The organism is Klebsiella sp. K-Nf6, from assembly GCF_002806655.1.
In the GTDB taxonomy this organism is placed as follows: Bacteria; Pseudomonadota; Gammaproteobacteria; order Enterobacterales; family Enterobacteriaceae; genus Klebsiella; species Klebsiella variicola.
In genome coordinates this window covers 186,119-211,847 of the sequence record NZ_PIBN01000007.1, presented here as the reverse complement: position 1 = coordinate 211,847, position 25,729 = coordinate 186,119, and the positions used below count along the sequence as shown (strand labels likewise).

Sequence of the window (25,729 nt, the reverse complement as noted above, 5' to 3'; positions counted from 1 at the left end):
AGACATGCCTAATTTCTTTATCGATCGCCCCATATTTGCATGGGTGATCGCCATCATCATCATGCTGGCTGGGGGATTATCGATCCTCAAATTGCCGGTAGCGCAATATCCGACGATTGCGCCGCCAGCAATTTCCATTACCGCCATGTACCCCGGTGCTGACGCCGAAACCGTGCAGAACACCGTGACTCAGGTTATCGAACAGAATATGAACGGTATCGACCACCTGATGTACATGTCCTCAAATGGCGACTCCACCGGTACGGCGACCATCACCCTGACCTTCGAATCCGGTACCGATCCGGATATTGCCCAGGTTCAGGTTCAGAACAAGCTGGCGCTGGCGACGCCTCTGCTGCCGCAAGAAGTACAGCAGCAAGGGATTAGCGTTGAGAAAGCGTCCAGCAGCTTCCTGATGGTTGTCGGCGTTATTAACACCAACGGCACCATGAACCAGGACGATATTTCGGACTACGTGGCGGCCAACATGAAGGACCCGATCAGCCGTACCAGCGGTGTCGGCGACGTTCAGCTGTTCGGTTCCCAGTACGCGATGCGTATCTGGATGGATCCGAACAAACTGAACAACTTCCAGCTGACGCCGGTGGACGTGATCAGCGCCCTGAAAGCGCAGAACGCCCAGGTGGCCGCGGGTCAGTTAGGCGGTACGCCGCCGGTGAAAGGCCAGCAGCTTAACGCCTCGATCATCGCGCAAACCCGTCTGACCAATACCGAAGAGTTTGGCAACATTCTGCTGAAGGTGAACCAGGACGGTTCCCAGGTTCGTCTGCGCGATGTCGCCAAAATTGAACTGGGCGGCGAAAGCTATGACGTGGTGGCGAAGTTTAACGGCCAGCCGGCATCCGGTCTGGGTATTAAACTGGCTACCGGCGCGAACGCGCTGGATACCGCCAACGCTATTCGCGCTGAACTGGCGAAGATGGAGCCGTTTTTCCCGTCGGGCCTGAAAATCGTTTACCCGTATGACACCACCCCGTTCGTGAAAATCTCTATTCACGAAGTGGTTAAAACGCTGGTAGAAGCGATCATCCTGGTGTTCCTGGTTATGTATCTGTTCCTGCAGAACTTCCGCGCCACGCTGATCCCGACCATCGCCGTACCGGTAGTCCTGTTAGGCACCTTCGCGGTGTTGGCAGCGTTTGGCTTCTCGATAAACACCCTGACGATGTTCGGGATGGTGCTCGCCATCGGCCTGTTGGTGGATGACGCCATCGTGGTGGTCGAGAACGTCGAGCGCGTAATGGCGGAAGAGGGTCTGCCGCCGAAAGAAGCGACGCGTAAATCGATGGGACAGATTCAGGGCGCGCTGGTCGGTATCGCCATGGTGCTGTCGGCGGTATTTATCCCGATGGCGTTCTTCGGCGGTTCAACCGGGGCCATCTATCGCCAGTTCTCCATCACCATCGTTTCTGCGATGGCGCTGTCGGTACTGGTGGCGTTGATCCTGACGCCAGCGCTGTGCGCCACGATGCTGAAGCCTATTCAGAAAGGCAGCCATGGCGCGACCACCGGTTTCTTCGGCTGGTTTAACCGCATGTTCGATAAGAGCACGCACCACTACACCGACAGCGTAGGCAACATTCTGCGCAGCACAGGTCGTTATCTGGTGCTGTATCTGATCATCGTGGTGGGCATGGCGTGGCTGTTCGTCCGTCTGCCGAGCTCGTTCCTGCCGGACGAGGACCAGGGGGTATTCCTGAGCATGGCGCAGCTGCCTGCCGGCGCCACCCAGGAGCGTACGCAGAAAGTGCTGGATGAGATGACGAATTACTATCTCACCAAAGAGAAGGACAACGTGGAATCCGTGTTTGCGGTTAACGGCTTCGGTTTCGCCGGCCGCGGCCAGAACACCGGCATCGCGTTCGTCTCGCTGAAAGACTGGAGCCAGCGTCCGGGTGAGGAAAACAAAGTTGAAGCGATCACCGGCCGGGCGATGGGCTACTTCTCGCAGATTAAAGATGCGATGGTGTTCGCCTTTAACCTGCCAGCTATCGTTGAACTGGGTACCGCGACCGGCTTTGACTTCCAGCTCATTGACCAGGGCGGTCTGGGACACGAAAAACTGACGCAAGCGCGAAATCAGCTGTTTGGCATGGTGGCGCAGCATCCTGACGTGTTAACCGGCGTGCGTCCTAACGGTCTGGAAGATACACCGCAGTTCAAAGTCGATATCGATCAGGAAAAAGCCCAGGCGCTGGGTGTCTCCATCAGTGACATTAACACCACGCTGGGCGCAGCCTGGGGCGGGAGCTATGTCAACGACTTTATTGACCGTGGCCGCGTGAAGAAAGTGTACATCATGTCTGAAGCGAAATACCGTATGCTGCCGGAAGACATTGGCAAGTGGTATGTTCGCGGCAGCGATGGTCAGATGGTGCCCTTCTCCGCCTTCTCTACCTCGCGCTGGGAATACGGTTCACCGCGTCTGGAACGCTACAACGGTCTGCCGTCGCTGGAAATTCTCGGCCAGGCAGCGCCAGGCAAGAGTACGGGTGAAGCGATGAGCCTGATGGAAGAGCTGGCGGGTAAACTGCCTTCTGGTATCGGCTACGACTGGACCGGGATGTCTTATCAGGAACGACTGTCCGGCAACCAGGCCCCTGCCCTGTACGCCATCTCCCTGATTGTCGTCTTCTTGTGTCTGGCGGCGCTGTATGAGAGCTGGTCGATACCGTTCTCGGTCATGCTGGTCGTCCCGTTGGGTGTGGTCGGTGCGCTGTTAGCCGCCACCTTCCGCGGTTTAACCAACGACGTTTACTTCCAGGTGGGTCTGTTGACCACCATCGGCCTGTCGGCGAAGAACGCCATATTGATCGTTGAATTCGCCAAAGATCTGATGGAGAAAGAGGGCAAAGGGCTGATTGAGGCGACGCTTGAAGCAGTACGTATGCGTCTGCGTCCGATCCTGATGACCTCCCTGGCGTTTATCCTCGGTGTTATGCCGCTGGTTATCAGCTCGGGTGCCGGCTCCGGCGCACAGAACGCCGTAGGTACTGGCGTAATGGGCGGGATGGTGACGGCGACGATTCTGGCGATCTTCTTCGTGCCGGTGTTCTTCGTGGTGGTTCGCCGCCGCTTTAGCAAGAAAACGGAAGATATTGAGCACAGCCATCAGGTTGAGCATCATTAATCGTTACACCTGAACAAAGGGCCGCATTCGCGGCCCTTTTTTTGTCCCTCGCCGCAGGGCACATATTGCCATTGTTTATTTTTCGTGCTGCATTTAATATATATTGATATGGCCCTGGCTATTTTTCACATTGCCTTGCGCTCATGATCTTTACACGCTCATTGACCAGGAATAATCCTAATACCAGCGCCCTCGGCCGGCGGTTTCTGAACGCGACTGCTGCCAGCCTTAAGCCAATGATTGATAAGACTTCTCTATTTCTCAGGTTGTGCTCCAGGGCCAAAGAAATTAATTTGTCTATTTTTAAGATAATTTCTCTCTGATAATTGTAATTTTTCGTAATAGCACGATGAAATCTGTTGGAGAGTGGATTATAGTTAAATCAGCAGGATTACTCAGTTAGTGTCAGGTCGGTTAGTCGTGTTCATCCCACAACGGTGTTTGTTAGTCGTCGTTTAAACCACTCAAAAGGGGATGCGTTATGGACGAATACTCGCCAAAAAGACATGATATTGCACAGCTACGCTTTCTCTGCGAAACGCTGTATCATGACTGCCTTGCAAACCTGGAAGAGAGCAACCATGGCTGGGTCAACGACCCGACTTCGGCTGTCAATCTTCAGTTAAATGAATTGATCGAGCACATTGCCACGTTCGCGCTTAATTATAAAATCAAGTACACTGAGGATAATAAGCTGGTCGCCCAGGTTGACGAATATCTGGACGATACTTTTACCTTGTTCAGTAACTACGGCATTAACTCAGCGGATTTGCAAAAGTGGAAAAAATCCGGTAATCGGCTATTTCGTTGCTTTGTCAACGCCAGTCGGGAAAACCCGGCCAGTCTCTCGTGTTAGAATTATTACAATCAAAAGGTGGAATTATGTCTGATAAGCCATTAACTAAAACAGACTATTTGATGCGCTTACGTCGTTGCCAGACAATTGACACGCTGGAGCGCGTCATTGAAAAAAATAAATATGAACTTTCTGATAATGAGCTGGCGGTATTTTACTCAGCCGCTGACCATCGTCTGGCTGAACTGACTATGAATAAGCTGTACGATAAGATCCCCACATCAGTCTGGAAGTTTATCCGCTAATTACTGCGCACGTAATGTTTGCCGACCGGATGCTAACCGCCGGCATTTGCAGGGTATCTTTGTGACACGATTCACAGCATTCATTCAACAGCAACCCTGTAACCGGTTTCTTTTTTATACTGCTGCGACCATTAAAAGTCAGGTATAAGGAAGACCCATGAGTGAAGAAAAACGCAAAATGATCGCCGGTGAGCTTTATCTATCTGGCGACCCGACCCTTCGCGCCGATCGCCTGCGCGCCAGACAGTTATTGCATCGTTATAATCATTCCTCCCCGGATGCGCAGGAAGAACGTCAGCATATTCTGGCCGAGCTGTTCGGTCGCGCCGGCGATGCGTATATCGAGCCAAGCTTTCGCTGCGACTACGGCTACAATATCTTTCTCGGCAACGCGTTTTACGCCAATTTTGACTGCGTGATGCTGGACGTCTGCCCTATTCATATTGGCGATAATTGCATGCTGGCGCCGGGTGTCCATATTTATACCGCCACCCATCCGCTGGATGCTGAGGCGCGTAACAGCGGCCAGGAATATGGCAAACCGGTGACCATTGGCCACAATGTGTGGATTGGCGGCCGGGCGGTGATCAATCCCGGGGTGACCATTGGCGATAATGCGGTCATTGCATCTGGAGCGGTAGTGACCAAAGATGTCCCGGCCTGTGCTGTCGTCGGCGGCAACCCGGCGCAGATCATCAAGCGCCTTCCGGTACCAAATCCGTAACTGTTATGCTTTTCTGTAACTGATCTGTTACTTTCGCCTCGGAATATTGCAACATAAAATAGCCTTCAGGCTGAGCCTGCTACGCCTGGTCCGCCGGGCGCACGCGGTTGGCTCATTGCAGAATTCGGGGACCAAGATGACAGAAATACAACGCCTGCTGACTCACACCATTGACGAACTCAACGTTCAGGAAAAACGCGATAATCGCCCGCGTTTTAGCATCAGTTTTATTCGCAACCATCCGGGGCTGTTTGTTGCCATGTATGCCGCGTTTCTGGCGACGCTGGTGGTCATGTTGCGCTCTGAAACGCTGGTAGACTCGGTCTGGTTACTGGTGGTGCTGTTCATCCTGTTCAACGCTTTTTTCTTCTTTGACGTCTATCCACGCTATCGTTATGAAGATATCGATGTCCTCGACTTTCGCGTGTGCTACAACGGGGAATGGTACAACACCCGCTTTGTTCCCCGGCAGCTGATCGAGCGTATTCTTCAGTCGCCGGATGTCGATGGCGAGCAGAAGGCGCAGCTCAAAAAGATGGTCGCCACCAAAGGCGAGCTCTCCTTCTACGACGTCTTTACACTGACCCGCGCCGGTGCTGCACAATAAGACGATTTAGCGTCCGCAGCGCCAACGGATAGCGGGAAGCAGAAGTATTACCATATCCCAGCACCAGCCCGCTCCGCGCTCGCTGCGGGTCGAGATAGAAATGACTTAACGCGGCAGGCGCCAGTTGAAACTGACGCGCCTGCTGCGCAATCGCCTGGTCATCAATCCCTTCCATTGCCACCGTCAGATGGAGCCCCCCTTCCCCGCCATGGACGTCGCATGGCACGGTTATCTCTTGCGCCAGTGCCTCACGCAGCTGTTGTTGACGCTTGCGGTACAGGCGACGCATGGCCGCCAGATGGCGAGCATAGTGCCCCTTCTCAATAAACCTGGCCAGCGCCCGCTGTTCAGTGCGGTGTCCCCCACGCAGCAACGTGCCAATCGCACCCTGCGCGGCATCCGCCAGCGCGGGCGGCATCACCATGAAGCCAATACGCAGCGCCGGAAATAGCGTTTTGCTGAAGGTACCGAGATACACAACCGGGGCATCAGGCACCATTCCCAGCATCGCCGGGATCGGCTCTCCGCTATGGCGAAACTCGCTGTCGTAGTCATCCTCCACAATCCACGCCCCGTGCAGGCGGGCATACTCCACCAGCGCCAGACGTCGCGCAGCGCTCATGACGCTCCCGAGGGGATACTGATGTGAAGGAGAGGTGAAAATGAGCCGAGGCGGCTCCGCGACGCCGTTGGCGATACCCATCCCTTCGTCATCGACCGCCATCCCGCTGACCCGCAGCCCTGCCCGCTGGAAGCTGCTCCTGGCCCCCAGGTAACCCGGCTCTTCCACCCACACGCTGTCGCCAGGATCCGTCAGCAGCGAAGCGCATAAGTTCACCCCTTCCAGCGCCCCCTCGGTAATGACAATCTGCCGAATATCGCAACGGATCCCCCGGGACAGCGCCAGATGGCGAGCGATAGCCTCCCGCAGCAGAGAGTCGCCTGCCGCCTCACCATAGCCCAGCAGCGCGCTGCCCTCGTCACGTAAGACGTTATCCATCAGCCGCCGCCACAGCGGCAACGGAAAATAGTTCACCGCCGGCATGCCAGGGGTAAACAGCAGCGCCGGAGAGTCGCGACGCATCGCGGCTGGCAGCCCTTGCAGCCGCTCAGGCAGCACAACGGGCGGCACCTTCACGGCCTCTTCGCGGCAGGCGGCGAGCGGTACCACCTGCGTCCCCTGACGGCTCCGTGTCAGGTACCCCTCCAGCGCCAGCTGCTCCAGTGCAGCATTGACCGTATTCCGCGACAGCTGCAGCCGTCCGGCAATCACTCGCGATCCGGGCAAACGGCAGCTGGCCGCCAGGGTTCCCTGCAGGATGGCATGGCGCAATGTGTGGTAAAGGGCCCGCTGCAGGGTCTCGTCCATTCGGTCACGCATCCCCTGCGTCACCAGCGTAAAAAACCCATCGTCCGGTATGTTCATTTCACCTCCTCGTGGCCCTATAAAAACATACTCCTGTGGCACTTTTTATGGAACCAGTGAACGCGTACGCTGCCTGAAATACCCCGCTAAGGAAACCGCAATGTGTGAATACAATCAGTTTGGACAGAAGCTCGGCGCCGCGTTGCCTGACTGGCAACCGCGTCCATGGCCAGCACGGCAGGTATTACAGGGCAGCCGCTGCCGGCTCGAACCGCTGACTCTTGCTCATGCCAGCGATCTGTTTGCTGCTCACCAGCTGGCGCCAGACGCCCGGAGCTGGACGTGGCTGCTGCGGGAGCCTGAGAGCAACCTTGCAGAATTCAGTGCTTGGGTGGAGCAGGTCGCCACGCTGGCAGACCCGATCCATTTTGCCGTCGTTGACCAGCGGCAAGGGAAAGCGGTTGGCTCGCTGGCGTTAATGCGCATCGACGCCACCCACGGTGTGGTAGAGGTGGGACATGTGCATTTTTCACCGTTGCTGAGCCGAACGGCTATGGCCACCGAAGCGCACTGGCTGTTGATGCAGTATGTGTTTGATACGCTCGGCTATCGTCGCTATGAATGGAAATGTAATAGTCTCAATACGCCGTCGGGCCGGGCGGCAAGACGGCTGGGTTTTCAGTACGAAGGACGTTTTCGCCAGGCGCTGGTGAGCAAAGGACATAACCGGGATACGGACTGGTTTTCGGTGATAGACGGCGAATGGCCGCAGCTGGATAACGCCATGCGGCAATGGCTGGCCGACGACAATTTTACCGCCGACGGCCAGCAGCGCCGCACCCTGGAGAGTTTCCGTTAACGACGTTTTTTGCGCCCCTGCACCGCTTTAAAGCGGGGGTTGCTCTTACAGATAACGTACAGCCGCCCTTTGCGCTTGACCAGCTGACAATCCGGGTGGCGCTGCTTGGCGCTGCGTAATGAGTTAACGACTTGCATCATGCCTTCCTTTTCGCATCAATAAAGCCGCCGAAGCGCTGACGGAACCGGGCCGCACTGCCCTCGCTGGCGAAGGTTTTTTGTTTGCCGGTGTAGTACGGATGCGATTTCGAGGAGACCTCGATCGTTACATAGGGAAAAGTTTCGCCGTCGAGTTCAATCACGCGATCGGTGCGGATGGTTGAACCGACTTTAAAATACTCATTAACGCTGGTGTCGTGAAACACCACCGTGCGATAGGGGGGATGGATATGGGCTTTCATGATGACCTCGCAATTATGTTATAACATAACATTTAAATTACGCCGTTCCACGACAAAGATCAACCATGTTCAAATAAAGGGTAATGGGCCTAAGGCGAGTTTCCCCGCCTTTGGCTTCAGGGGGCCAGACGATGGGCGATAGCGCGCAGCTGTTCCGCGATGGCCTGCAGATCTTTGCCTTGCTCGGTTCTGGCGCCGCTGGAATGGCGTATCACCAGACGCGCCGGCAGGATGGAGGAAGTATGTGGCGCACCGCTGGTGCTGGCGAGGATCCGCCGCACCGCCTCTTTCCCCTGCAGATCGAGGTCCAGCGACACCGTACTCAGCGCCGGATAGAAAAAGGAGCTTTCGTAGGTATCGTCATAGCCAATAACGGACTTCTCCCCCGGCACCGCCACCTGGTGCTGATGGAAGGCGCTGAGCACCCCCAGCGCCATCTGGTCATTCCCCACCAGCACGGCGCTGAAATTGGGCGTTTCGCGCAGCATCTGCAGCGCACCGGCATAGCCGCTTTGCGCATCCCAGTTGCCGTGCAGGACGGTCACCGGCTTCAGGCCATAGCCCTCCAGGGTCTCCAGCCAGCTTTTCAGCCGGAGTTTGGCCGATACAGAGCTGTCCGGCCCCGCCAGCAGCGCGATCTCCCGATGCCCCATCTCATAAAGATATTTGACGCTGGCCCGGGTGCCATCTGCCGGGTTAAACGAAACGTTAAACACGGAACTATAAGGATCGACATCGAGAAAAAGGCAGACGATATCATCGTTGTCAGCGGCGATTTTCTGCGCCTGCTCGGTCTCCAGCGGCACGTTGATAATGACTTTATCCACCCGCTGAGACTTCAGCTCATTGATGGAATCCTGAATACTTTGGTTGACGCTCTCATCGATCATCGAAATCAGGACCTGGTAACCTTCCAGATTGGCATAGCGTTTTACCGCCGCCGCCACCTGGGAAGGCGCATGCCAGGCCAGCGAAATAGTCACCAGCCCAACCGTCTGGCTCTCCTTCCCTACCAGCTGCTGCGCCAGCCGGTTTGGCACATAACGTAAGGCCTCTATCGATTTCTCCACCTTGCGGCGCGTCGCTTCGGATACATTGGCAGATTTGTTGAGTACCCTGGACACGGTCTGGTAAGAGACGCCCGCATGGCGTGCGACGTCTTCCAGAGTAGCGCTTTTAGACTTCATGGTCCGGTTCCTTATGTTGTTATCCCATGATTGTAACAGGGGCCATTTGAAAAAACGCTCACCGCCACCTTTCATCGCAAAATCATACCCAAAAAAGTATTACGTTCACAATACAGTTAATTGTGAATTACCTCACCCATCACAACAAAAACTAGCATGATTATTTGCACTTAATCACACAATAATCATATCTCATTTGCCTGAAGTTACATTTAGGCATTTTATGACATCAGTTATGTGAACGTAATACAAAACAATAAGAGGATAGAGATGAATACGACACTGCGCGCCCTTTCCGCCGCGTTAGCCGCTGCGCTAATCGCCCCTTCCGCGCTTGCGGCTACCGCCGCGATCCCGACTATCGATTTCCATGGCTATATGCGCGCCGGGGTTGGGGTCTCCGGCGACGGTAGCGAAGCGGAATGGCAAAAGAACAAGCTGGGCCGTTTGGGTAACGAATCGGATACCTATGGTGAGTTAGAGCTGGGCTCCGAGGTCTACAAGAAAGATGACGTCAGCTTCTATCTCGACAGCATGGTCAGCATGGTGTCCGACGGCTCTAACGATAATGAAACCACGCTGAATGATGATGCGCAGTTCGGCTTACGTCAGCTGAACCTGCAGATCAAAGGGCTGATCCCGGGCGATCCGAATGCGGTGATCTGGGGCGGAAAACGTTACTATCAGCGTCACGATCTGCACATCATCGATACTAAATACTGGAATATTTCCGGCTCAGGAGCCGGGGTGGAAAACTACACCCTTGGCCCGGGCGCCGTCTCGCTGGCCTGGATCCGCGGCGATGCCAACGACGTCGACTATCGCGTCGATGGCGACAGCAACGTCAATATTAACTATATCGATTTACGCTACGCAGGCTGGAAGCCGTGGTCGGGTTCGTGGACCGAATTCGGCATCGACTATGCCATGCCGAACACCACCAAAAAACAGGACAGCTACGGCGGGCTGTACGATGCCGATAATGGCGTGATGCTGACCGGTGAAATCAGTCAGGATATGCTGGGCGGCTATAACAAAACCGTGCTGCAGTATGCCAACAAAGGGCTGGCGCAGAACATGGTCTCCCAGGGCGGCGGCTGGTACGATATGTGGAACTACGTGAACGATGCCACCGGCTATCGCGTGATTAACACCGGCCTGATCCCGATTACCGAAAAGTTCTCCATCAACCACGTCCTGACCTGGGGCTCGGCGGATGACATTACCGACTACACCGACAAAACGCGGATGCTGTCGCTGGTTGCCCGCGGGCAGTATCAGTTCACCGACTACGTCCGCCTGATTGGCGAAGTCGGCGGTTTCTACCAGAAAGACAGCTATAACAATGGCACCAGCTACAAACAGGCCGGTGAGAAATATACCATTGCGCTGGGCCTCGCGGACGGGCCGGACTTTATGTCACGCCCGGAATTACGCATTTTTGCTTCATACCTGAATGATTCCGAAGATGGTAAACCGTTTGAAGACCAGACGGCAAATAATACCTGGAATTTCGGTGTGCAGGTTGAGGCCTGGTGGTAATATCACGCCGGTAAGACAAGTACATTATTTTTATCTCCAACTGTAAGGTCGTTAATTACCCCTCCGGTAATCATTATTGCCACTGCTATCTTTGTCTTATTTTCGGGATAACCTGTTTTCAGGTTATCCCGTTTTATTTATTTCCGGGTGGCAAAATGCTCATCCAGCAATTGACGCAGCGCATCGGACTGCTTACCGAAAATAGCATGAACCTGCTGACCGAGAATAATGACGCCCAGCGCTCCCTGCTGCTGTAATGCGTCAGTATCCACGGCCGCAAGATGACGAACCGTCACCCGCAGACGAGTAATACAGGCATCCACTTGCGTAATATTCGCTTCGCCACCAAAGGCCTGAATAAGCGCCTCGATTTGCTGTTTTTCCGCCTCGCTTAATGGCTGTGCCGGACGCGCAGGGGAGAAATAGTGCAGGAAAGATTTTAAACTCACCATCATAAACTCCAGGTTTAAGATAAAAAAAAGCCTGCTCAGCAGAGCAGGCGTGGAGAAAAAAGGATTAGGCGTGACGACGAAGAATACGGCAATCCCATGCTGTCAGGGTCAGCGGGTCCGACATCGCCGCGTCGGTCAGGCAATCCCGATACCCAGGCGGTAGAGTCAGGGTATGACTTTGCGCGCTGTAGTTCTGCAGGAAGACAAACGTGCTCTCACCGTCGGTGCGCGCGGTAGCCACCACGCCGGGTGGTAAATCCGCCGCTATCGCCCGCGGCAGAGCCAGCTCCCTGCTCAGGGCGGCAAAGAAGTCGCGCTGGAAGGCTAAATCGTTGCGGGAGGCGACATGCCAGGCTTTACCGTTCCCGAAATCGTTCACCGTCACCGCCGGCCGTCCGGCATAGAAATCATCCCGGTAGGTGGCCAGCGTCTGAGCGCTCTCGGTATGGATTAGTTCACAGAGATGGCGCACCTGATAGGGACCCTGCAGACCGCACTGATTCCCGGCAAGCCCCTGCACCAGATTAAACTCGCCGTCATTCAGACAGTCGATCTCTTCCGCCCAGATCCCCAGCAGATTGCGCAGCGGGCCCGGGAAGCCGCCGAGATAGCAGAGATCGGACTCATTGACGATGCCGGTCCAGTAGGTGGTCACCAGGTGGCCGCCGCTGGCGACAAACGCCTCTGCCCGCGCGGCAAAGCCGTCGCGCACCATATATAACATCGGGGCAATCACTAACCGGTATGGCGTTAAATCGACATCAGCGTCAATCACATCGACGGCAATGCCCTGTTCCCAGAACGGACGGTAGTGTTCGTTGACCGTCTTCTCATACTCCATACCCAGATTGCGCGGCCCCTGGGCGTCATCAAGCGCCCAGCGGTTTTGTTGGTCGAAGATAATCGCTACTTTCGCCTCGGTGCGACAGCCCCGGACCTCCGGCAGCTTGCTCAGTATCTCACCGAGCTGGCTGACTTCACGGCCAATGCGGGTATCGATGTGCCCGACGTGGTCAATCACCGCGCCGTGAAATTTCTCAACCGAACCGCGACTTTTCCGCCACTGGAAATACTGCACCGAGTCGGCGCCATGCGCCACCGCCTGCAGCGAGGAGAGAATATGCATTCCCGGCTTCTTCAGTTTGCTGGTCGGCTGCCAGTTGGTGGCGCCCGGTGTGGACTCCATCAGCACAAACGGTTTGCCGCCCTTCAGACTGCGCATCATGTCGTGATACATCGCGGTGTAGCAGGCCAGTGCGGTTTCGTCTTTATCGCGGTGCCACATCGGATAGCTGTCCCACGAGATAAAGTCCAGCGCCTCTGCCAGCTGCCAGTAGTCGTAATCGTAGAAATACTCCATAAAGTTGGTGGTCACCGGCAGGGAGGCGTTCGCCGCCTTCAGCGGGGCAATTTCATGGCGGCAGAAGTCGGTCACCTGAGCGGTGTTAAAGCGATGCCAGTCAAGATTGAGACCGTGGATTGACACCTCGCCCTGTGGCGCAGGCGATTCAATCTGCGACCAGTCGGTATAGGTATGACTCCAGAAGGTGCTCCACCAGGCCTGGTTGAGGTTCTCCAGGGTCTGGTAACGCGCCTTCAGCCAGTCGCGAAAACGGTTCTGGCAGAGATCGCAATGGCATTCACCGCCATATTCGTTGGAAATATGCCAGCCCAGCACCGCCGGGTGCGCGGAATAACGCTCCGCCAGCAGGGTATTGATTTTCAAGGTCTTCTCGCGATAGACCGGTGACGACATACAGTGGTTGTGACGGCCGCCGTGCAGGGCCGGCACCCGATCGCGCCCCACCCGCAGAACCTGCGGATAGCGCTGAGACATCCACGCCGGACGCGCGCCGCTCGGTGTGGCCAGAAAAACATGAATGCCGGCGGCATACAGTTTATCGAGGATAGTATCCAGCCAAGCGAAATCAAATACCCCTTCGCGTGGCTCCAGTTTCGCCCAGCTAAATATTCCCACCGACATCACATTGCATTTTGCCTGCTGCATCATGGCAATGTCTTTATCAATAATATCGGGGTCACTCTCCCATTGCTCCGGATTATAATCCGCGCCATGCAGCAGCGTACTAACCTTCGGATGTAAAGGTGCAAATTTATTCATAATAAACTTCCTGAAAAAGACGACAAAAAATTAATTAAAAACTTTTACCGACGGCAATACTTTTCCCTGGCAATCAAATAGCGCCTGATTTTCACGTGCATTGCCTTCTTTCCACTCGTCATGGATATATTTCATCCCCGCTGGGGTGGCCCAGGTATTTCCCGGTACGGCAATCCACGTGGGCTCCCAGTAAAAAATACCTTTGCCGCGCTGGTTGGGAACATCTATGACGGCCTGCATCAGATCGTGAATATAATGATATTGCCCCTGCACGGTGGCGGGATACCCCCCGTCCTTTTCCTCTTTCGCCTGGAAACTATTTTCCGCGTTGTCGCAGTTGGCCAGGGTATAGGCATAGGCCGCCTCGACGACGATGACGTCTTTGTTATAGCGTTTGCTGATGTCATCCATGTTAGCCTTCAGGGCGCTGATCGGGCCATTCCAGTAGGTGTACATCGACAGACCAATCACGTCATACGGTACATGGCGCTTGTCAATCTCATCAAACCACCAGCGGAAGGTATCGTTCTTGGTCCCTTCGGCCAGATGCAGCATGATTTTCACCTGCTCGCCGTTGTGCAGGTTCTCCTTCAGGCCATCAATAGCCGCGTTCAGCAACCCGGCCAGCCGGTCGAATTCTCCGCCGCCCTGCCCCCAGCTTTTCCCTTCCGGCCACAGGATGCCGCCGTTGATTTCGTTGCCGATCTGCACCATATCCGGCAGGACGCCCGCCTGCTTAAAGCGGGCAATGGTATCGCGGGTATAGTCATGAATCGCCATTTTCAGCTGCGGATAATCCATCTTTTCCCAGGCTTTCGGTTTGAACTGCTTGCCGGGATCGGTCCAGAAATCGCTGTAATGAAAATCGAGCAGCAGCTTCATCCCCTGGGCTTTCGCCCGTTTCGCGAGGGCCAGGGTGGTGGCCAGGTCGTTATTTCCGCCGCCATAGCCCTCGCCGCTTGCCGATTTCGGATCCACCCACAGACGGAGGCGAACATAGTTGACGCCGTTCTCTTTCAGAATCGAGATCGGATCCTTGCGCTGATTATTCTGGTCGTAGAACGTCGCCCCGTGCTTTTCGGCATCCAGCAGCGTGGAGATATCCGCGCCTTTGATAAAGTCCGCCGGCATGCCCTGAAACGCGCGGGTTTCAAGCGCGTCCGCGGCCAGAGAAGGGGTGGAGAAACTGCATGCCAGACAAACCGCAAGCCATGCGGGTGTGAATCTTTTCATGTGCTTATCCTTTAGTACTGCCCGAGGTCAGGCCGGAGACAAAGTATTTTTGTAACGCCAGGTAGAGGATCGCCACCGGTACGGCAATCAGCACCGCCCCCGCCGCGTAGGTGGTGTAGCTGGCACCCATTTTTTGTGCCACCAGGTTATACAGACCAATAGGCAGCGTGTATTTATCCGGGGTACGCAGGATGGTGCTGGAGAGAATGAAATCCCCCAGCGGACCGGTGAAAGAGAATAGCGCCACCACCGCGAGGATAGGCCTCGACAACGGCATGATGATCTCGATAAAGATGCGAAAGCTGCTGGCGCCATCCATGCGGGCGGACTCATCCAGATCTTTGGGGATCGCGTCGAGATACCCCTTCATCAGCCAGGTATTCATCGGGATCATCCCCCCGACGTAGATCAGCACCAGCGCCAGATGGCTGTTAATCAAGCCCAGCAGTTGCGACAGCACAAAGATCGCAATCAGCGCGGAAAACTGCGGGATCATCTGCAGCAGCAGGAACAGCATCAGCCCGTTCTGCCGCCCTTTAAAGCGGAAGCGGGAGAAGGCGTAAGCGGTAAAGCTGACGCTAATCAGGGTCAGCACCATGGTCAGGAAGCTGATTTTCATCGAGTTCCAGTACCAGGTGAGGTAATTCACATTGCCATTGAACAGATCGGCATAGTGCTGGAACGACAGGTTTTCCGGAATGATCGAGGTACTGAGCAGGCTATTGCCGGCGTTCAGCGACGCCCCGACCGTCCAGACCAGCGGATAGATAATCACCACCGAGACCAGAATAACCACCAGCCAGGTAAGAGAGAGTCGGATCCACTTTTCGCGTTTAATACTGGGTGATTGAGCCATGTTGCTTCCCTTACGCCATATCGTCATTTTTGAAGGATTTGGTGGCGCGGAACTGCCACAGCGCCAGGCCGACGACGAAGATCGACAGCAGGATCGTGATGGTCGCCGCGATGGCGTACTGCGACGAGGACATCGTCAGCTTATAGATCCACGACACCAGAATATCCGTCCCACCGGCGTTGGAGCCCGCCACCGCAGGACCGCCGTTGTTAAACAGATAAATGATGTTGAAGTTATTAAAGTTGAAGGTGTACTGGGTGATAATGATCGGCGCGATCGCGTACAGCACCAGCGGCAGGGTGATGGTGCGCAGACGAGTAAAGGCGCTGGCGCCGTCCATCGTCGCCGCTTCATACAGATCGTCCGGGATCGCCTGCAGCACGCCGGTGGTCATGGCAAAGACAAACGGGAAGCCAAGCCAGGTCTGCATCATGATCAGCGCCGTTTTAGTCCAGAACGGATCGGTCAACCATGCCTTCGGGCTGATGCCGAAGAACGACAGGATCGCGTTGTTGATGACCCCGAATGAATCGTTAAACATCCCGGCAAAGACGAGGATGGTGACAAACCCCGGCACCGCCCACGGCAAAATAAAGATGGTGCGGATCAGCGGCTTAAAGCGCAGATCTTTTTGGTTCACCAGAATCGCCAGCAGCACGCCCACCGTACACTGCAGGGTGGTCGCCAGCAGCGTCCACACCACGGTCCACTGCAGCACATCCAGGAATGTGGAGCGCCAAATGGAGAGGGTGAAAATATTGACGAAGTTTTTCAGGCCCACCCAGTCCACCAGCTTCGCCGGCGGCGTGTGGTACAGGTTGTAGTTGGTAAAGGCGATGGCGAAACCGAACAGAATCGGAAAGATCACCACAAACACCAGCAGAATAAAGCCCGGGGTGATCATCAGATACGGAAATCCGTCGCTCAGCAGCATCTGGTACTGCTTACGCACGCTGTTCAGGGCGATCCCCTCATCGCGTTTTTTGCCGTTCAGCCACGCATCCCGCAGCGAGAGAAAATAGATCAGCACGCCGAAGGCGACAATCAGCACGCTGATAATCCCCTCCGCTAGCAAGAAGATAGAGTTATCCCGGGGCACCTCTTCGCCCAAGGTATATAACCCCCACAGCCCCTCGCGCAGGAAATCATAAAAAATGCCCAGAAAGCTGCTCAGCAGCACCAGGAAGACCAGCCCTTTCAGCCACTGGCGATGATAAAACTGACCGAAACCCGGCACGATTGCCAGCAGCAGGCCGCACCACGCATGGCGCCCGGGCCCGCGCGCGTCGCTAAAATTTTCGCTGGAATGGATGCTCACACTCAACTCCTTCTACAAACGGGAGGTCCCCCTCCCGCTCGGTGACTTCACGTAACGGTGAATTACTGATTGCTGGCCTGCATTGCTTCGATCTGCATCGTGATCTGTTTCACCGCATTATCGAGTGCGGCCTGCGGCGCCTGCTTACCGGTGAGGCTCAGTTCAAGCGCGGCGTTGGCCGGCCCCCACACTTCCCCCATCTCCGGAATGCCCGGCATCGCCACCGCCCGCGCCGACTGGATGGCAACGGCGCTGGCCTTTTGGTCGTTTTTAATCACCGGATCGTCAATCATCGCCTTCAGCGGCGGAATTTCGCCGGTGGCGACATAGCGGTCTTTCACATACTGCGGCTGGTTGATGAACTCGATAAACTGTTGCGCCAGCGCTTTGTCTTTACTCCAGGTCGATACCACATAGCCTTTGACGCCCAGGAAGGAGCTCATCGGCTTGCCGTCCGGCAGGGTCGGCAGCGGCGCCACGCCATAGTTAATGCCAGCGGCTTCATACGGCTGGAAGGCCCAGGGGCCGTTGATCACCGCCGCCGCTTTTTTCTCGGTAAACAGCGAGTCGATGGCATTCAGCCCGTTATCGCCGAGGATCCCCGCCGGAAAGACCTTCTCGGCATAGAATTTTTTCAGGAAGGTGACGGCTTCCACGGCGCCAGGGGTATTGAGACCCACCTGCTGCGGGTTAAAGCCGCCGCTGTCGTTTTTAGCAAAGATATAACCGCCCATCGGGCCAATCGCCCCCCAGCTGTAATAGATCTGGTCAAACTTGGCGAGCAGGCCGTATTTGTTCTGCTCGCGCTGGGTTTTCGAGTAATCCAGCCAGGCCTGCAGGCTGTCCAGCGGCTTGTCGATCAGGTCTTTGTTGTAGATAAGCACCAGGGTTTCCACCGCCTTCGGGATCCCGTACAACGCGTTATCCATGCGGAAGGCATTGATGGAGGCTGGCGTAAAGGCATCCTGTTTCGCCTGATCGACGCTGAGCGGCGAGAGAAGTCCCTGAACCACGGCGCCGCCGAGCTGGTCATTCGGGATCACCAGCACGTCCGGCCCAATGCCCGCCGGGCCGTCGAGGCGCAGTTTTTCCAGCTGCTGGGCATAAGGCATCTCCTGGAGATTAACCTTCACGTTGTACTGCTTTTCAAAATCGCTAACCGCGGTTTTGATGCCGGCGGATTTTTTAATGTCTTCCCAGACGTTGAGCTGCCCGGCGGCGTGCGCCTGCAGGCTGGTGAGTTGCCCCGCCGCCAGGGTGGTAAGGATCAGTGCAGCAAGCGTGTTCTTTTTCATTATCAACCTCATGTGAAGGTATAACAATTTAATGGTTTTTATTGGACTTATCTCTGCCAGTCAGAAAAATAAATCACTTCAAACTGCCGAGTTATATGAGAAAAAGGTTCCAGCTCTCTTTTGTTATACGCTACCCGTAGATTGCTGACAAAACTACCATAAGTTGCCAGTTGTGTGATCATCCTTGCAGAAATGAAACGCCGCTGTATGGCGCTAAAACTGCGGAAGTTATAGTCAGGGCATGATTTTACTGCTGTTGAACATCGCCACGCTGATTTGTTACACGTAATACAATTCATGCTACACACAGCGACAAAGCAACGGCAAACAACAGCTACTCACTTCGGGGAATGTGGATGTCCAATATACGACTGAGGAATGTCACCAAAAGGTTCGGCAGCACGGTGACGCTGCACCAGGTCAATCTCGATATTGAAGATGGCGAGTTTGCCGTTTTCGTCGGTCCTTCCGGCTGTGGAAAATCGACGCTGCTGCGCATGATTGCCGGTCTGGAAGAGGTCAGCGAGGGTGAAGTGCTGATCGGCGATGAGGTCATGAATGATGTGGTGCCCGCCCGCCGCGGCGTGGCGATGGTCTTCCAGTCCTATGCGCTCTATCCGCACATGACGGTGGCAGAGAACATGGGCTACGGGCTGAAGGTTAACAAAGTACCGAAAGTGGAGATCCGCCGCCAGGTGGAAATGGTAGCCAAAACGCTGCAGCTCTCGCACCTGCTGGATCGTAAACCGAAGCAGCTCTCCGGCGGCCAGCGGCAGCGCGTAGCTATTGGCCGCGCGATCGTACGGAATCCCCGGGTGTTTATGTTCGATGAGCCGCTCTCTAACCTCGATGCGGAGCTGCGCGTCGATATGCGCCTGCATATTGCCCGTCTGCACCAGGAGCTGAAGACCACCATGGTGTATGTCACGCACGATCAGGTAGAGGCGATGACGCTGGCCGATAAAATCGTGGTCATGAACTACGGGAAGGTCGAACAAATGGGTTCGCCGATGGCGCTGTATTACAATCCGGTCAACAAATTCGTCGCCGGCTTTATCGGCTCGCCGAAGATGAACTTTTTGCCGGCCATCGTCAGCGACTGGCAGCCGGAACGCTTAACGGTCACCCTCGCGCAGGACCATCAGTTGGCCCTCAATATCGCTACCCAGCCGCTGAAGCCCGGCGCCGCGGTGACGCTGGGGATCCGGCCAGAGCATCTCACGCCCGACGTCACTACCGGTACCGTGGTGGAGTTTCAATGTGAAGTGGTGGAGCGTCTGGGTAACAATACCTATCTGTTCGGCCAGTGTTACGGCCACGATAACGTCAAGGTCCTGCTGCCAGGCGACGTCCATTTCCGCCCGTGGCAGAAAATAAATCTGGCCTTCGATGAGCGCTTCTGCATGGTATTTGATGAGAACGACCTGCGTATCAGCGCCGATATCCCGGCTCCGGATGCGCACTAGCTAACATATTGCTGTCATCTGCGCAGCGTATGCTGCGACTGAATGCCGGAACACACCCTGCCCGGCATTCACACCCTCATTTTTTATTCTGCTGCATCGGAATCATCCTTCTCTCCCGGCATCGCAGCCTCTCGCGATGCCGGTTTTTTCGCGACCTCGGGTCACTTCTCTCGCTGCGCCCGGTTTATCTTTCGCATATACTGATGACACCCGGCGAACGATAAGGACACAGGCATGAGGACCCGGCATCTGGTGGCGCTGTTTACAGGGGTGCTGATACTGGCCATCATCCTGCCCATCTCACTCAGCATCTGGCAGGCAGCGCGACAGGCCAAAATGCAGTTCTATCGTGAACTGGATGATTATTCCAATCGTATCGTCGTCCGCACGCTGCAGGTCGCCGATCAGGCGCGGGAAGCGCTGCGCGAGGCCGACTCACACACTGCCGCCTCCTGTAGCCCTGAGCATCTGCTCACGCTCCGTCGCATCGCCTATACCCATCGCTACGTGCAGGAAGTGCTCTGGCTGCGTGATTCCGTGCCGCAATGTTCCTCGCTGGAAGATCATAGCGTCGCGGTCACTTTTCCCCCGCCGGATCACATTGCCGCCGACGGCTATCGCACCTGGCTGACCTCGATTAACGATCTCGGCCTCGATCACCAGATGACGGCCATGGGCAGTCAACAGCATATGGTAATGATCGATCCCATCTCTTTTATCGATGTGGTTCCTGCCAGCGAGGAGAAGATCCATACCATGCTGTTTGGTTTGGACCACCTGAAAATGGTGATCAGCAGCCAACCGCTGCCGGACACGGTCTGGCAACGCATTAAAGATCCGCATGTTAATATGCTGACGCTGGATAACACGGTCTATCGGATCCAGCGCATTCCCGAGCTAGGCTCCGGCATCGTGACCTGGTCGTCGACGCTGCCGCTGCAGCAGCGCATTCGACAACAGCTGATCTTTTGGCTCCCTGTCGGCATCTTCACCAGCCTGCTTGCCACCTGGCTGCTGCTGCGCCTGCTGAGGCACCTGCGCTCACCGCGTAACAGCATGCTGGACGCACTCAACTCTGAAGCGATTCAGGTTTACTATCAGCCGATAATCTCGTTGCAGGATGGGAAAATCGCCGGGGCCGAGGCGCTGGCGCGCTGGCAGCAACCCGACGGCACCTTTTTATCACCGGATATTTTTATTCCCCTGGCCGAGCAGACCGGGCTGATTACGCAGTTGACGGAAGATATCGTCAGGAAAATATTTACCGACCTGGGCCCCTGGCTGCGGCAGCGGCCGGAAGTGCACATCTCCATCAACCTGTCGGTAGATGATTTACGCTCGCCCACCCTTCCGACGTTGTTACACGATCAGCTGCAGCACTGGGGGATCGCCGCCGAACAGATCATTCTTGAAATTACCGAGCGCGGGTTTGTCGACCCGGAGACCACCATGCCGGTGATCGCTCACTACCGCCAGGCCGGGCACCGCATCTCGATTGACGATTTTGGCACCGGCTACTCCAGCCTCAGCTATCTGCAGAAGCTGGACGTCGACACGCTGAAAATCGATAAATCCTTTGTCGATACTCTCGAATACCGGCCACTGACGCCGCACATTATTGAAATGGCTAAGGCGCTCAATCTGGCCACCGTCGCCGAAGGGGTGGAAACTGAAAGCCAGCGCGACTGGCTGCGACAGCATGGCGTCCAGTACGCCCAGGGGTGGCTGTACAGCAAGGCGCTGCCGAAAGAGAAGTTCATTCTGTGGGCGGAAAATAACCTGCATGCCCATTAAGCGACAGGAGCGTTGAGCAGAACGCCAGCCGGAGCGGCCTCTTGGCCGCCCGCTGCCAGGCGCTACTTCAGATAGGATTTAATGACCTGCATCACCGTTTCCAGATCCGCTTCACGCTGCGTCTCGTCTGGCTCTTTCACCACATGGTCCGTCAGATGCCCCTGAATAACCTGCAGCATCATGCCGTTGACCGCGCCGCGGATCGCCGCCAGCTGCTGTAGCACCTCAGCGCACTCATGCTCGCGATTAAGCATTTTCTCTAACGCGGAACTCTGCCCCTGAATTTTCTTCAGCCGGGTCAGTAACATCTTCTTGTGTCGAACTGTATGTGACATTGCACGATCCACCGTTTCATTCTGTCCGTCATTGCCCGGCCCTCGTCGCCGGCAACGCCTGCCAGCATAGCATGATCCTTTTTGCCCGCCGCTTTTTCTACTGGGGGGTAGTATTTTACTACTGGGGGGGAGTAGGATAAACGCACTTTTGGCAAGGATCCCGATATGAACGATTTCACTTCCCTTCTGCAGCAGGGCAATGCCTGGCTGTTTATACCCAGCGCAATACTGCTCGGCGCGCTGCATGGCCTTGAACCCGGGCACTCAAAAACCATGATGGCCGCCTTTATCGTGGCGGTGCGGGGAACCTTAAAGCAGGCGGTACTGCTGGGGCTGGCGGCGACGGTTTCGCATACGGCAGTGGTCTGGCTGATCGCCATGGCCGGCCTGTGGTTTGGCCGCGGCTGGAACGCGCAGACGTCAGAGCCCTGGTTTCAACTGTTCTCGGGGATAGCGATTGTACTGATTGCCTGCTGGATGCTCTGGCGCACCTGGCGAGAATCGCAGCCCTACACGCATCATGATCACCACCATGAACATGAGCATCACCACGAACATGAGCACCACCACGAACATGAGCACCACCATGACCATCACCATACGCCCTCATCCGCTGCGCCGCTGGTGGTGGCGGAGTGGCAGGACGCGCACCAGCGAGCTCATGCGCTGGAGATCAACCGGCGCTTTGATGGTCGCCAGGTGACAACCGGGCAGATCGTGCTGTTTGGCCTGACCGGCGGGCTGATCCCCTGCCCGGCGTCCATTACCGTGCTGCTTATTTGTTTACAGCTGAAGAAATTCTCCCTTGGCGCCACGCTGGTGCTGGGTTTTAGCGTTGGTCTGGCGCTGACACTGGTGGCATCCGGAGCCATCGCCGCGTTGAGTCTTAAACAGGCCACCCGCCGCTGGCCCTGGCTTAACGATGTCTCGCGCAAGGCGCCCTGGTTCTCAGGTTTACTGATTATCGTGGTGGGGATCTACATGATGCTTCACGGCCTGAGCGGCCTGTAAGCGGCGGCTCGCCCTCTTTACGACGCAGAGGGCGAGTCGTTAATTCAGGAAACTATCTCCTGCGGAGTGCTGACCGCTTTGCGGCTGACGGGCTGGCGAAACCACGGCAGGCACAGCTGGATCAGCGGCCCAATCGACAGCGCGTAAATCACGGTGCCGACGCCAAACTTACCGCCCAGCAGCCAGCCAATCACCAGCACAGTCAGCTCAATAGCCGTCCGGATGCCACGCAAAGACCAGCCGGTACGAGCGTGCAGGCCAGTCATCAGGCCATCCCGCGGCCCGGGGCCAAAGCCCGCGCCGATATACATCCCGGTGGCGATAGCGTTCAGCACAATCGCCCCCACCAGCAGCACACTGCGGGCCACCAGCGACTCCAGCGGCGGCAGGACGGCCAGCGTGGCATCCGCCGCCAGCCCCAGCACGATGACGTTGCTCACCGTGCCGAGCCCCGGCATTTGCCGGATCGGGATCCACAGCAGCAGCACCGCCGCGCCGGTCAGGATAATCACCGTACCGAAACTGATACCCAGCTGTTTAGCCACCCCGAGATGGAAAACATCCCACGGATCGGCGCCAAGATTGGCATGCACGAAGAGCGCCGTGGATACCCCATAAAGCACCAGACCAATATATAACTGCAGCAGGCGACGAAGCATATTTTTTCCTCTACATCATTGCGAATGCCCTCATCATCAGCAAAAATGGACTGATAATTAATGGCCAGTTTTGGAAAAGTGGATCGCTATGTCAACCCGACGCTTTGGAACGCAATCGCTGGTACGCCTGCTCGGCAACTGGCAGGAGTCAACTTCACGCACGCCGCTATGGCGTCAGCTGGCGGAAGCGCTCCGCCTGCTGATCCTCGACGGTCGCCTGACGCTGCAAACGCGCCTGCCCGGCGAGCGCGAGCTGGCGACGGCGCTGAACGTCAGCCGGACGACCATCGCCAGCGCGCTCGGTCAGCTGCGGGAGGAAGGTTTTCTCTACAGCCGTCAGGGAAGCGGTTCGCGCATTGTCTTGCCAGAGCGCCCCGCCGACCTGCCGCCGCCCTCAGGCATCCCCTCCACGCTGAATCTCTCTACCGCCGCCCTCAGCGCCGGACCGGAAGTCCATCAGGCCTTCCAGCATGCCATGACGCTGCTGCCCCCCTACCTGACGCAAACTGGCTACGATCAGCATGGATTGCCGGTGCTACGGGAGGCCATTGCCCGGCGCTACAGCGAACGCGGCCTGCCGACGCGACCCGATGAGGTGATGGTGGTCAACGGCGCCCTTAGCGCCTTCGCCTTGATCCTGCGCCTGTTTACCGGCCCGGGTGACCGGGTGGTCATTGACGCCCCCACCTATCCGATGGCGATTAGCGCCATTCAGGGCGCCTCCTGCCGCCCGGTCGGCGTTGCGCTTCCGCAGCAGGGATGGGACTGTGATGGACTCGCGGCGACTATTGCGCAGACCGCACCGCGTCTGGCGTGGCTGATGCCGGATTTTCACAATCCCACCGGGCGCTGTATGGATGCTCCCACCCGCCAACGGGTCGCGGACATCGCCGCCAGAACGCGGACGACGCTGGTGATCGACGAGACCATGGTTGATCTCTGGTATAACGCGCCACCGCCCCCGCCGCTGGCCTGCTTTAATCCCGATGCCGCGGTGATCACCATTGGTTCAGCCGGGAAAAGTTTCTGGGGAGGACTACGCATCGGCTGGATCCGCGCCAGTGCGCGAACCATCGCCTCCCTTATTCAGGCTCGCGATTCCCTGGATTTAGGTACGCCGTTGCTGGAGCAACTGGCCTGCAGCTGGCTGCTGGCCAATGCCGCCACGCTGCTGCCGCCGCGGCGGGAAATGCTGAAGGCGCGCCGGGACATGTGCGAAACGCTAATGGCGGAGTATTTTCCCCGCTGGCGATTTTCACCGCCGGAAGGTGGCCTCTCTTTTTGGGTGGAGCTCCCTGACATGCTGGCCACGCTGTTCTCTGCGCGCGCGGAAAGTCAGGGTATCCATATCGGCACCGGTACACGTTTTGGTCTTGAGGGAGCCTTTGATCGCTATTTGCGTCTGCCATTTACACTGCCAGACGAAGCATTGCGCCAGGCCTTCTCCACGCTACAACCGCTGTGGCAAAGCATTGCAGAGCAGAAGGAAAATACGCGTTTGCGGAAAATAATATAAGAAAATATCGACGGGCTGGCTTCAGCCCGTCAAATGACCATCATCCATGAGGTATATGAGATGTTTTTATAAAATTGCCTGCCTATCCTGCCCTCTGGTTATGGCAACCCGGTGACAGAAAAAAGGCAATTTCATTAATGCTGGCGCGGAATAGGAAACCCTTTCAGGGAAATAATAAAGCCATCTTCATCTTTTTTTATTTTTGCGCCGGTGTCACACCAGTCGGAGGCAATGCGAAAAAACTCATCACTACCGATATTCCAGTTCAGGCGCACGTGTTTTACGTATCCTGAGCGCAACATATCGCAAGCTTCGCTATAGTTGCTGGCCGTAGAGAATTGTTGTTTCATTTTTTCTTCTTCAGAAGTTTTCTTAATGCTTTGATTTCTTTAGGGGTTAATGGGGTCGCTTCCTCTTCGGTATGCTGGCTGTCAATGTCCTCTTCCGTCACCCCCGCCTCACCTGCTGACTCCTCCAGCTGAAAAGCCAGCTGCAGCAGCTTTTCCGTTGCTGTACCAAGGTTCTCGTTATTCACTTCCGCATAATGACGCAGCTTCTCTTTTAACTCGGCGTCAATTTTTACATTCAAAACCACTGTGGTCATAGCTACGCTTCCCGTGCAATAAAATCATCATAATTAATACACGAAGTTAACATGCTGATCCAGAGATATATTTTATAGCATGGCTCTGGCAACAAATTCCCATCAGTAAGATGCCCTTTATTTATGACATA

At 56.0% G+C, this 25,729-nt stretch carries 25 protein-coding genes and 1 pseudogene; 11 read left to right on the top strand and 15 right to left on the bottom strand.

Going from position 1 to position 25,729, the window contains the following annotated elements:
* Positions 1-4 precede the first annotated feature (4 nt).
* The 4 genes from acrB to maa all read left to right on the top strand — a co-directional run bounded on the left by acrB (position 5) and on the right by maa (position 4,976).
* Complete coding sequence (gene acrB, locus CWM61_RS14425; RefSeq protein WP_074386715.1) at positions 5-3,151, top strand: multidrug efflux RND transporter permease subunit AcrB; 3,147 nt, start codon at positions 5-7, stop codon at positions 3,149-3,151.
* A 481-nt stretch (positions 3,152-3,632) separates the two neighbouring features.
* Complete coding sequence (tomB, locus tag CWM61_RS14420; RefSeq protein ID WP_074386716.1) at positions 3,633-4,007, top strand: Hha toxicity modulator TomB; 375 nt, start codon at positions 3,633-3,635, stop codon at positions 4,005-4,007.
* A 26-nt stretch (positions 4,008-4,033) separates the two neighbouring features.
* Positions 4,034-4,252, top strand: a complete 219-nt coding sequence (locus CWM61_RS14415; RefSeq protein ID WP_002892050.1) for an HHA domain-containing protein — start codon at positions 4,034-4,036, stop codon at positions 4,250-4,252.
* A gap of 157 nt (positions 4,253-4,409) precedes the next feature.
* Positions 4,410-4,976 (top strand): maltose O-acetyltransferase, encoded by a 567-nt coding sequence (gene maa, locus CWM61_RS14410; protein ID WP_074386717.1) that lies wholly within the window; start codon positions 4,410-4,412, stop codon positions 4,974-4,976.
* Here maa and CWM61_RS29250 read toward each other — a convergent pair.
* A pseudogene (locus CWM61_RS29250) lies at positions 4,948-5,079 on the bottom strand (hypothetical protein). The gene maa and the pseudogene CWM61_RS29250 overlap by 29 nt on opposite strands.
* Positions 5,080-5,112: 33 nt before the next feature.
* Between CWM61_RS29250 and CWM61_RS14405 the strand changes: the two are divergent.
* Positions 5,113-5,583: a YlaC family protein gene (locus CWM61_RS14405; protein ID WP_061155526.1), complete on the top strand. Its 471-nt coding sequence runs from the start codon at positions 5,113-5,115 to the stop codon at positions 5,581-5,583.
* On the opposite strand, the gene CWM61_RS14400 is transcribed toward CWM61_RS14405, so the two are convergent.
* Positions 5,552-7,009 carry a PLP-dependent aminotransferase family protein gene (locus CWM61_RS14400; RefSeq protein ID WP_074386718.1) on the bottom strand — a complete coding sequence of 486 codons (1,458 nt, stop codon included), beginning with the start codon at positions 7,007-7,009 and terminating at the stop codon, positions 5,552-5,554. The two genes, CWM61_RS14405 and CWM61_RS14400, sit on opposite strands and share 32 nt — an antisense overlap.
* Before the next feature lie 100 nt (positions 7,010-7,109).
* On the opposite strand from CWM61_RS14400, the gene CWM61_RS14395 reads away from it, so the two are divergent.
* A complete protein-coding gene (locus tag CWM61_RS14395; protein WP_074386719.1) occupies positions 7,110-7,808 on the top strand; it encodes a GNAT family N-acetyltransferase in 699 nt (232 codons plus the stop codon).
* On the opposite strand, the gene ykgO is transcribed toward CWM61_RS14395, so the two are convergent.
* The 3 genes from ykgO to CWM61_RS14380 all read right to left on the bottom strand — a co-directional run bounded on the left by ykgO (position 7,805) and on the right by CWM61_RS14380 (position 9,395).
* Complete coding sequence (gene ykgO / locus CWM61_RS14390) at positions 7,805-7,945, bottom strand: type B 50S ribosomal protein L36 (RefSeq protein WP_002892018.1); 141 nt, start codon at positions 7,943-7,945, stop codon at positions 7,805-7,807. The two genes, CWM61_RS14395 and ykgO, sit on opposite strands and share 4 nt — an antisense overlap.
* Complete coding sequence (locus tag CWM61_RS14385; protein ID WP_074386720.1) at positions 7,945-8,208, bottom strand: type B 50S ribosomal protein L31; 264 nt, start codon at positions 8,206-8,208, stop codon at positions 7,945-7,947. Before CWM61_RS14385 ends, ykgO begins: the two co-directional genes overlap by 1 nt.
* Before the next feature lie 116 nt (positions 8,209-8,324).
* Positions 8,325-9,395 (bottom strand): LacI family DNA-binding transcriptional regulator, encoded by a 1,071-nt coding sequence (locus CWM61_RS14380; RefSeq protein WP_008805430.1) that lies wholly within the window; start codon positions 9,393-9,395, stop codon positions 8,325-8,327.
* 270 nt (positions 9,396-9,665) lie between these two features.
* Here CWM61_RS14380 and CWM61_RS14375 point away from each other — a divergent pair, with 270 nt between their 5' ends.
* Entirely contained in the window at positions 9,666-10,937 is a 1,272-nt protein-coding gene (locus CWM61_RS14375; protein WP_061155530.1) for a maltoporin, read from the top strand.
* A gap of 137 nt (positions 10,938-11,074) precedes the next feature.
* Here CWM61_RS14375 and CWM61_RS14370 read toward each other — a convergent pair whose 3' ends face one another.
* The 6 genes from CWM61_RS14370 to CWM61_RS14345 all read right to left on the bottom strand — a co-directional run bounded on the left by CWM61_RS14370 (position 11,075) and on the right by CWM61_RS14345 (position 18,213).
* Positions 11,075-11,389 (bottom strand): glucose PTS transporter subunit EIIB, encoded by a 315-nt coding sequence (locus tag CWM61_RS14370; protein WP_012542670.1) that lies wholly within the window; start codon positions 11,387-11,389, stop codon positions 11,075-11,077.
* A 64-nt stretch (positions 11,390-11,453) separates the two neighbouring features.
* On the bottom strand, positions 11,454-13,511 hold the full coding sequence (locus tag CWM61_RS14365; protein WP_074386721.1) for a beta-galactosidase: 2,058 nt from the start codon (positions 13,509-13,511) through the stop codon (positions 11,454-11,456).
* A 30-nt stretch (positions 13,512-13,541) separates the two neighbouring features.
* Positions 13,542-14,744: an arabinogalactan endo-beta-1,4-galactanase gene (locus tag CWM61_RS14360; RefSeq protein ID WP_100631437.1), complete on the bottom strand. Its 1,203-nt coding sequence runs from the start codon at positions 14,742-14,744 to the stop codon at positions 13,542-13,544.
* A 4-nt stretch (positions 14,745-14,748) separates the two neighbouring features.
* On the bottom strand, positions 14,749-15,600 hold the full coding sequence (locus CWM61_RS14355) for a sugar ABC transporter permease (RefSeq protein ID WP_004204761.1): 852 nt from the start codon (positions 15,598-15,600) through the stop codon (positions 14,749-14,751).
* Positions 15,601-15,610: 10 nt separating this feature from the next.
* Positions 15,611-16,918: a carbohydrate ABC transporter permease gene (locus tag CWM61_RS14350; protein WP_008805425.1), complete on the bottom strand. Its 1,308-nt coding sequence runs from the start codon at positions 16,916-16,918 to the stop codon at positions 15,611-15,613.
* Between the two features lie 62 nt (positions 16,919-16,980).
* Complete coding sequence (locus CWM61_RS14345; RefSeq protein WP_074386723.1) at positions 16,981-18,213, bottom strand: maltodextrin ABC transporter substrate-binding protein; 1,233 nt, start codon at positions 18,211-18,213, stop codon at positions 16,981-16,983.
* Between the two features lie 356 nt (positions 18,214-18,569).
* Between CWM61_RS14345 and CWM61_RS14340 the strand changes: the two genes are divergently transcribed.
* Complete coding sequence (locus tag CWM61_RS14340) at positions 18,570-19,679, top strand: ABC transporter ATP-binding protein (protein ID WP_100631436.1); 1,110 nt, start codon at positions 18,570-18,572, stop codon at positions 19,677-19,679.
* Positions 19,680-19,913: 234 nt separating this feature from the next.
* Positions 19,914-21,473 (top strand): EAL domain-containing protein, encoded by a 1,560-nt coding sequence (locus CWM61_RS14335; RefSeq protein ID WP_088717837.1) that lies wholly within the window; start codon positions 19,914-19,916, stop codon positions 21,471-21,473.
* Between the two features lie 62 nt (positions 21,474-21,535).
* Here CWM61_RS14335 and CWM61_RS14330 read toward each other — a convergent pair whose 3' ends face one another.
* Positions 21,536-21,808 carry a metal/formaldehyde-sensitive transcriptional repressor gene (locus tag CWM61_RS14330; protein ID WP_061155535.1) on the bottom strand — a complete coding sequence of 91 codons (273 nt, stop codon included), beginning with the start codon at positions 21,806-21,808 and terminating at the stop codon, positions 21,536-21,538.
* 165 nt (positions 21,809-21,973) lie between these two features.
* Between CWM61_RS14330 and CWM61_RS14325 the strand changes: the two genes are divergently transcribed.
* A complete protein-coding gene (locus CWM61_RS14325) occupies positions 21,974-22,819 on the top strand; it encodes a nickel/cobalt efflux protein RcnA (protein ID WP_074386725.1) in 846 nt (281 codons plus the stop codon).
* Between the two features lie 44 nt (positions 22,820-22,863).
* Here CWM61_RS14325 and CWM61_RS14320 read toward each other — a convergent pair whose 3' ends face one another.
* Positions 22,864-23,478, bottom strand: a complete 615-nt coding sequence (locus CWM61_RS14320) for a YczE/YyaS/YitT family protein (protein ID WP_008805419.1) — start codon at positions 23,476-23,478, stop codon at positions 22,864-22,866.
* An 88-nt stretch (positions 23,479-23,566) separates the two neighbouring features.
* On the opposite strand from CWM61_RS14320, the gene CWM61_RS14315 reads away from it, so the two are divergent.
* Positions 23,567-24,994, top strand: a complete 1,428-nt coding sequence (locus CWM61_RS14315) for a PLP-dependent aminotransferase family protein (protein WP_074386726.1) — start codon at positions 23,567-23,569, stop codon at positions 24,992-24,994.
* 134 nt (positions 24,995-25,128) lie between these two features.
* On the opposite strand, the gene CWM61_RS14310 is transcribed toward CWM61_RS14315, so the two are convergent.
* A complete protein-coding gene (locus tag CWM61_RS14310) occupies positions 25,129-25,344 on the bottom strand; it encodes a hypothetical protein (protein WP_004142688.1) in 216 nt (71 codons plus the stop codon).
* Positions 25,341-25,598, bottom strand: a complete 258-nt coding sequence (locus CWM61_RS14305; RefSeq protein ID WP_002891977.1) for a hypothetical protein — start codon at positions 25,596-25,598, stop codon at positions 25,341-25,343. Before CWM61_RS14305 ends, CWM61_RS14310 begins: the two co-directional genes overlap by 4 nt.
* Positions 25,599-25,729 lie beyond the last annotated feature (131 nt).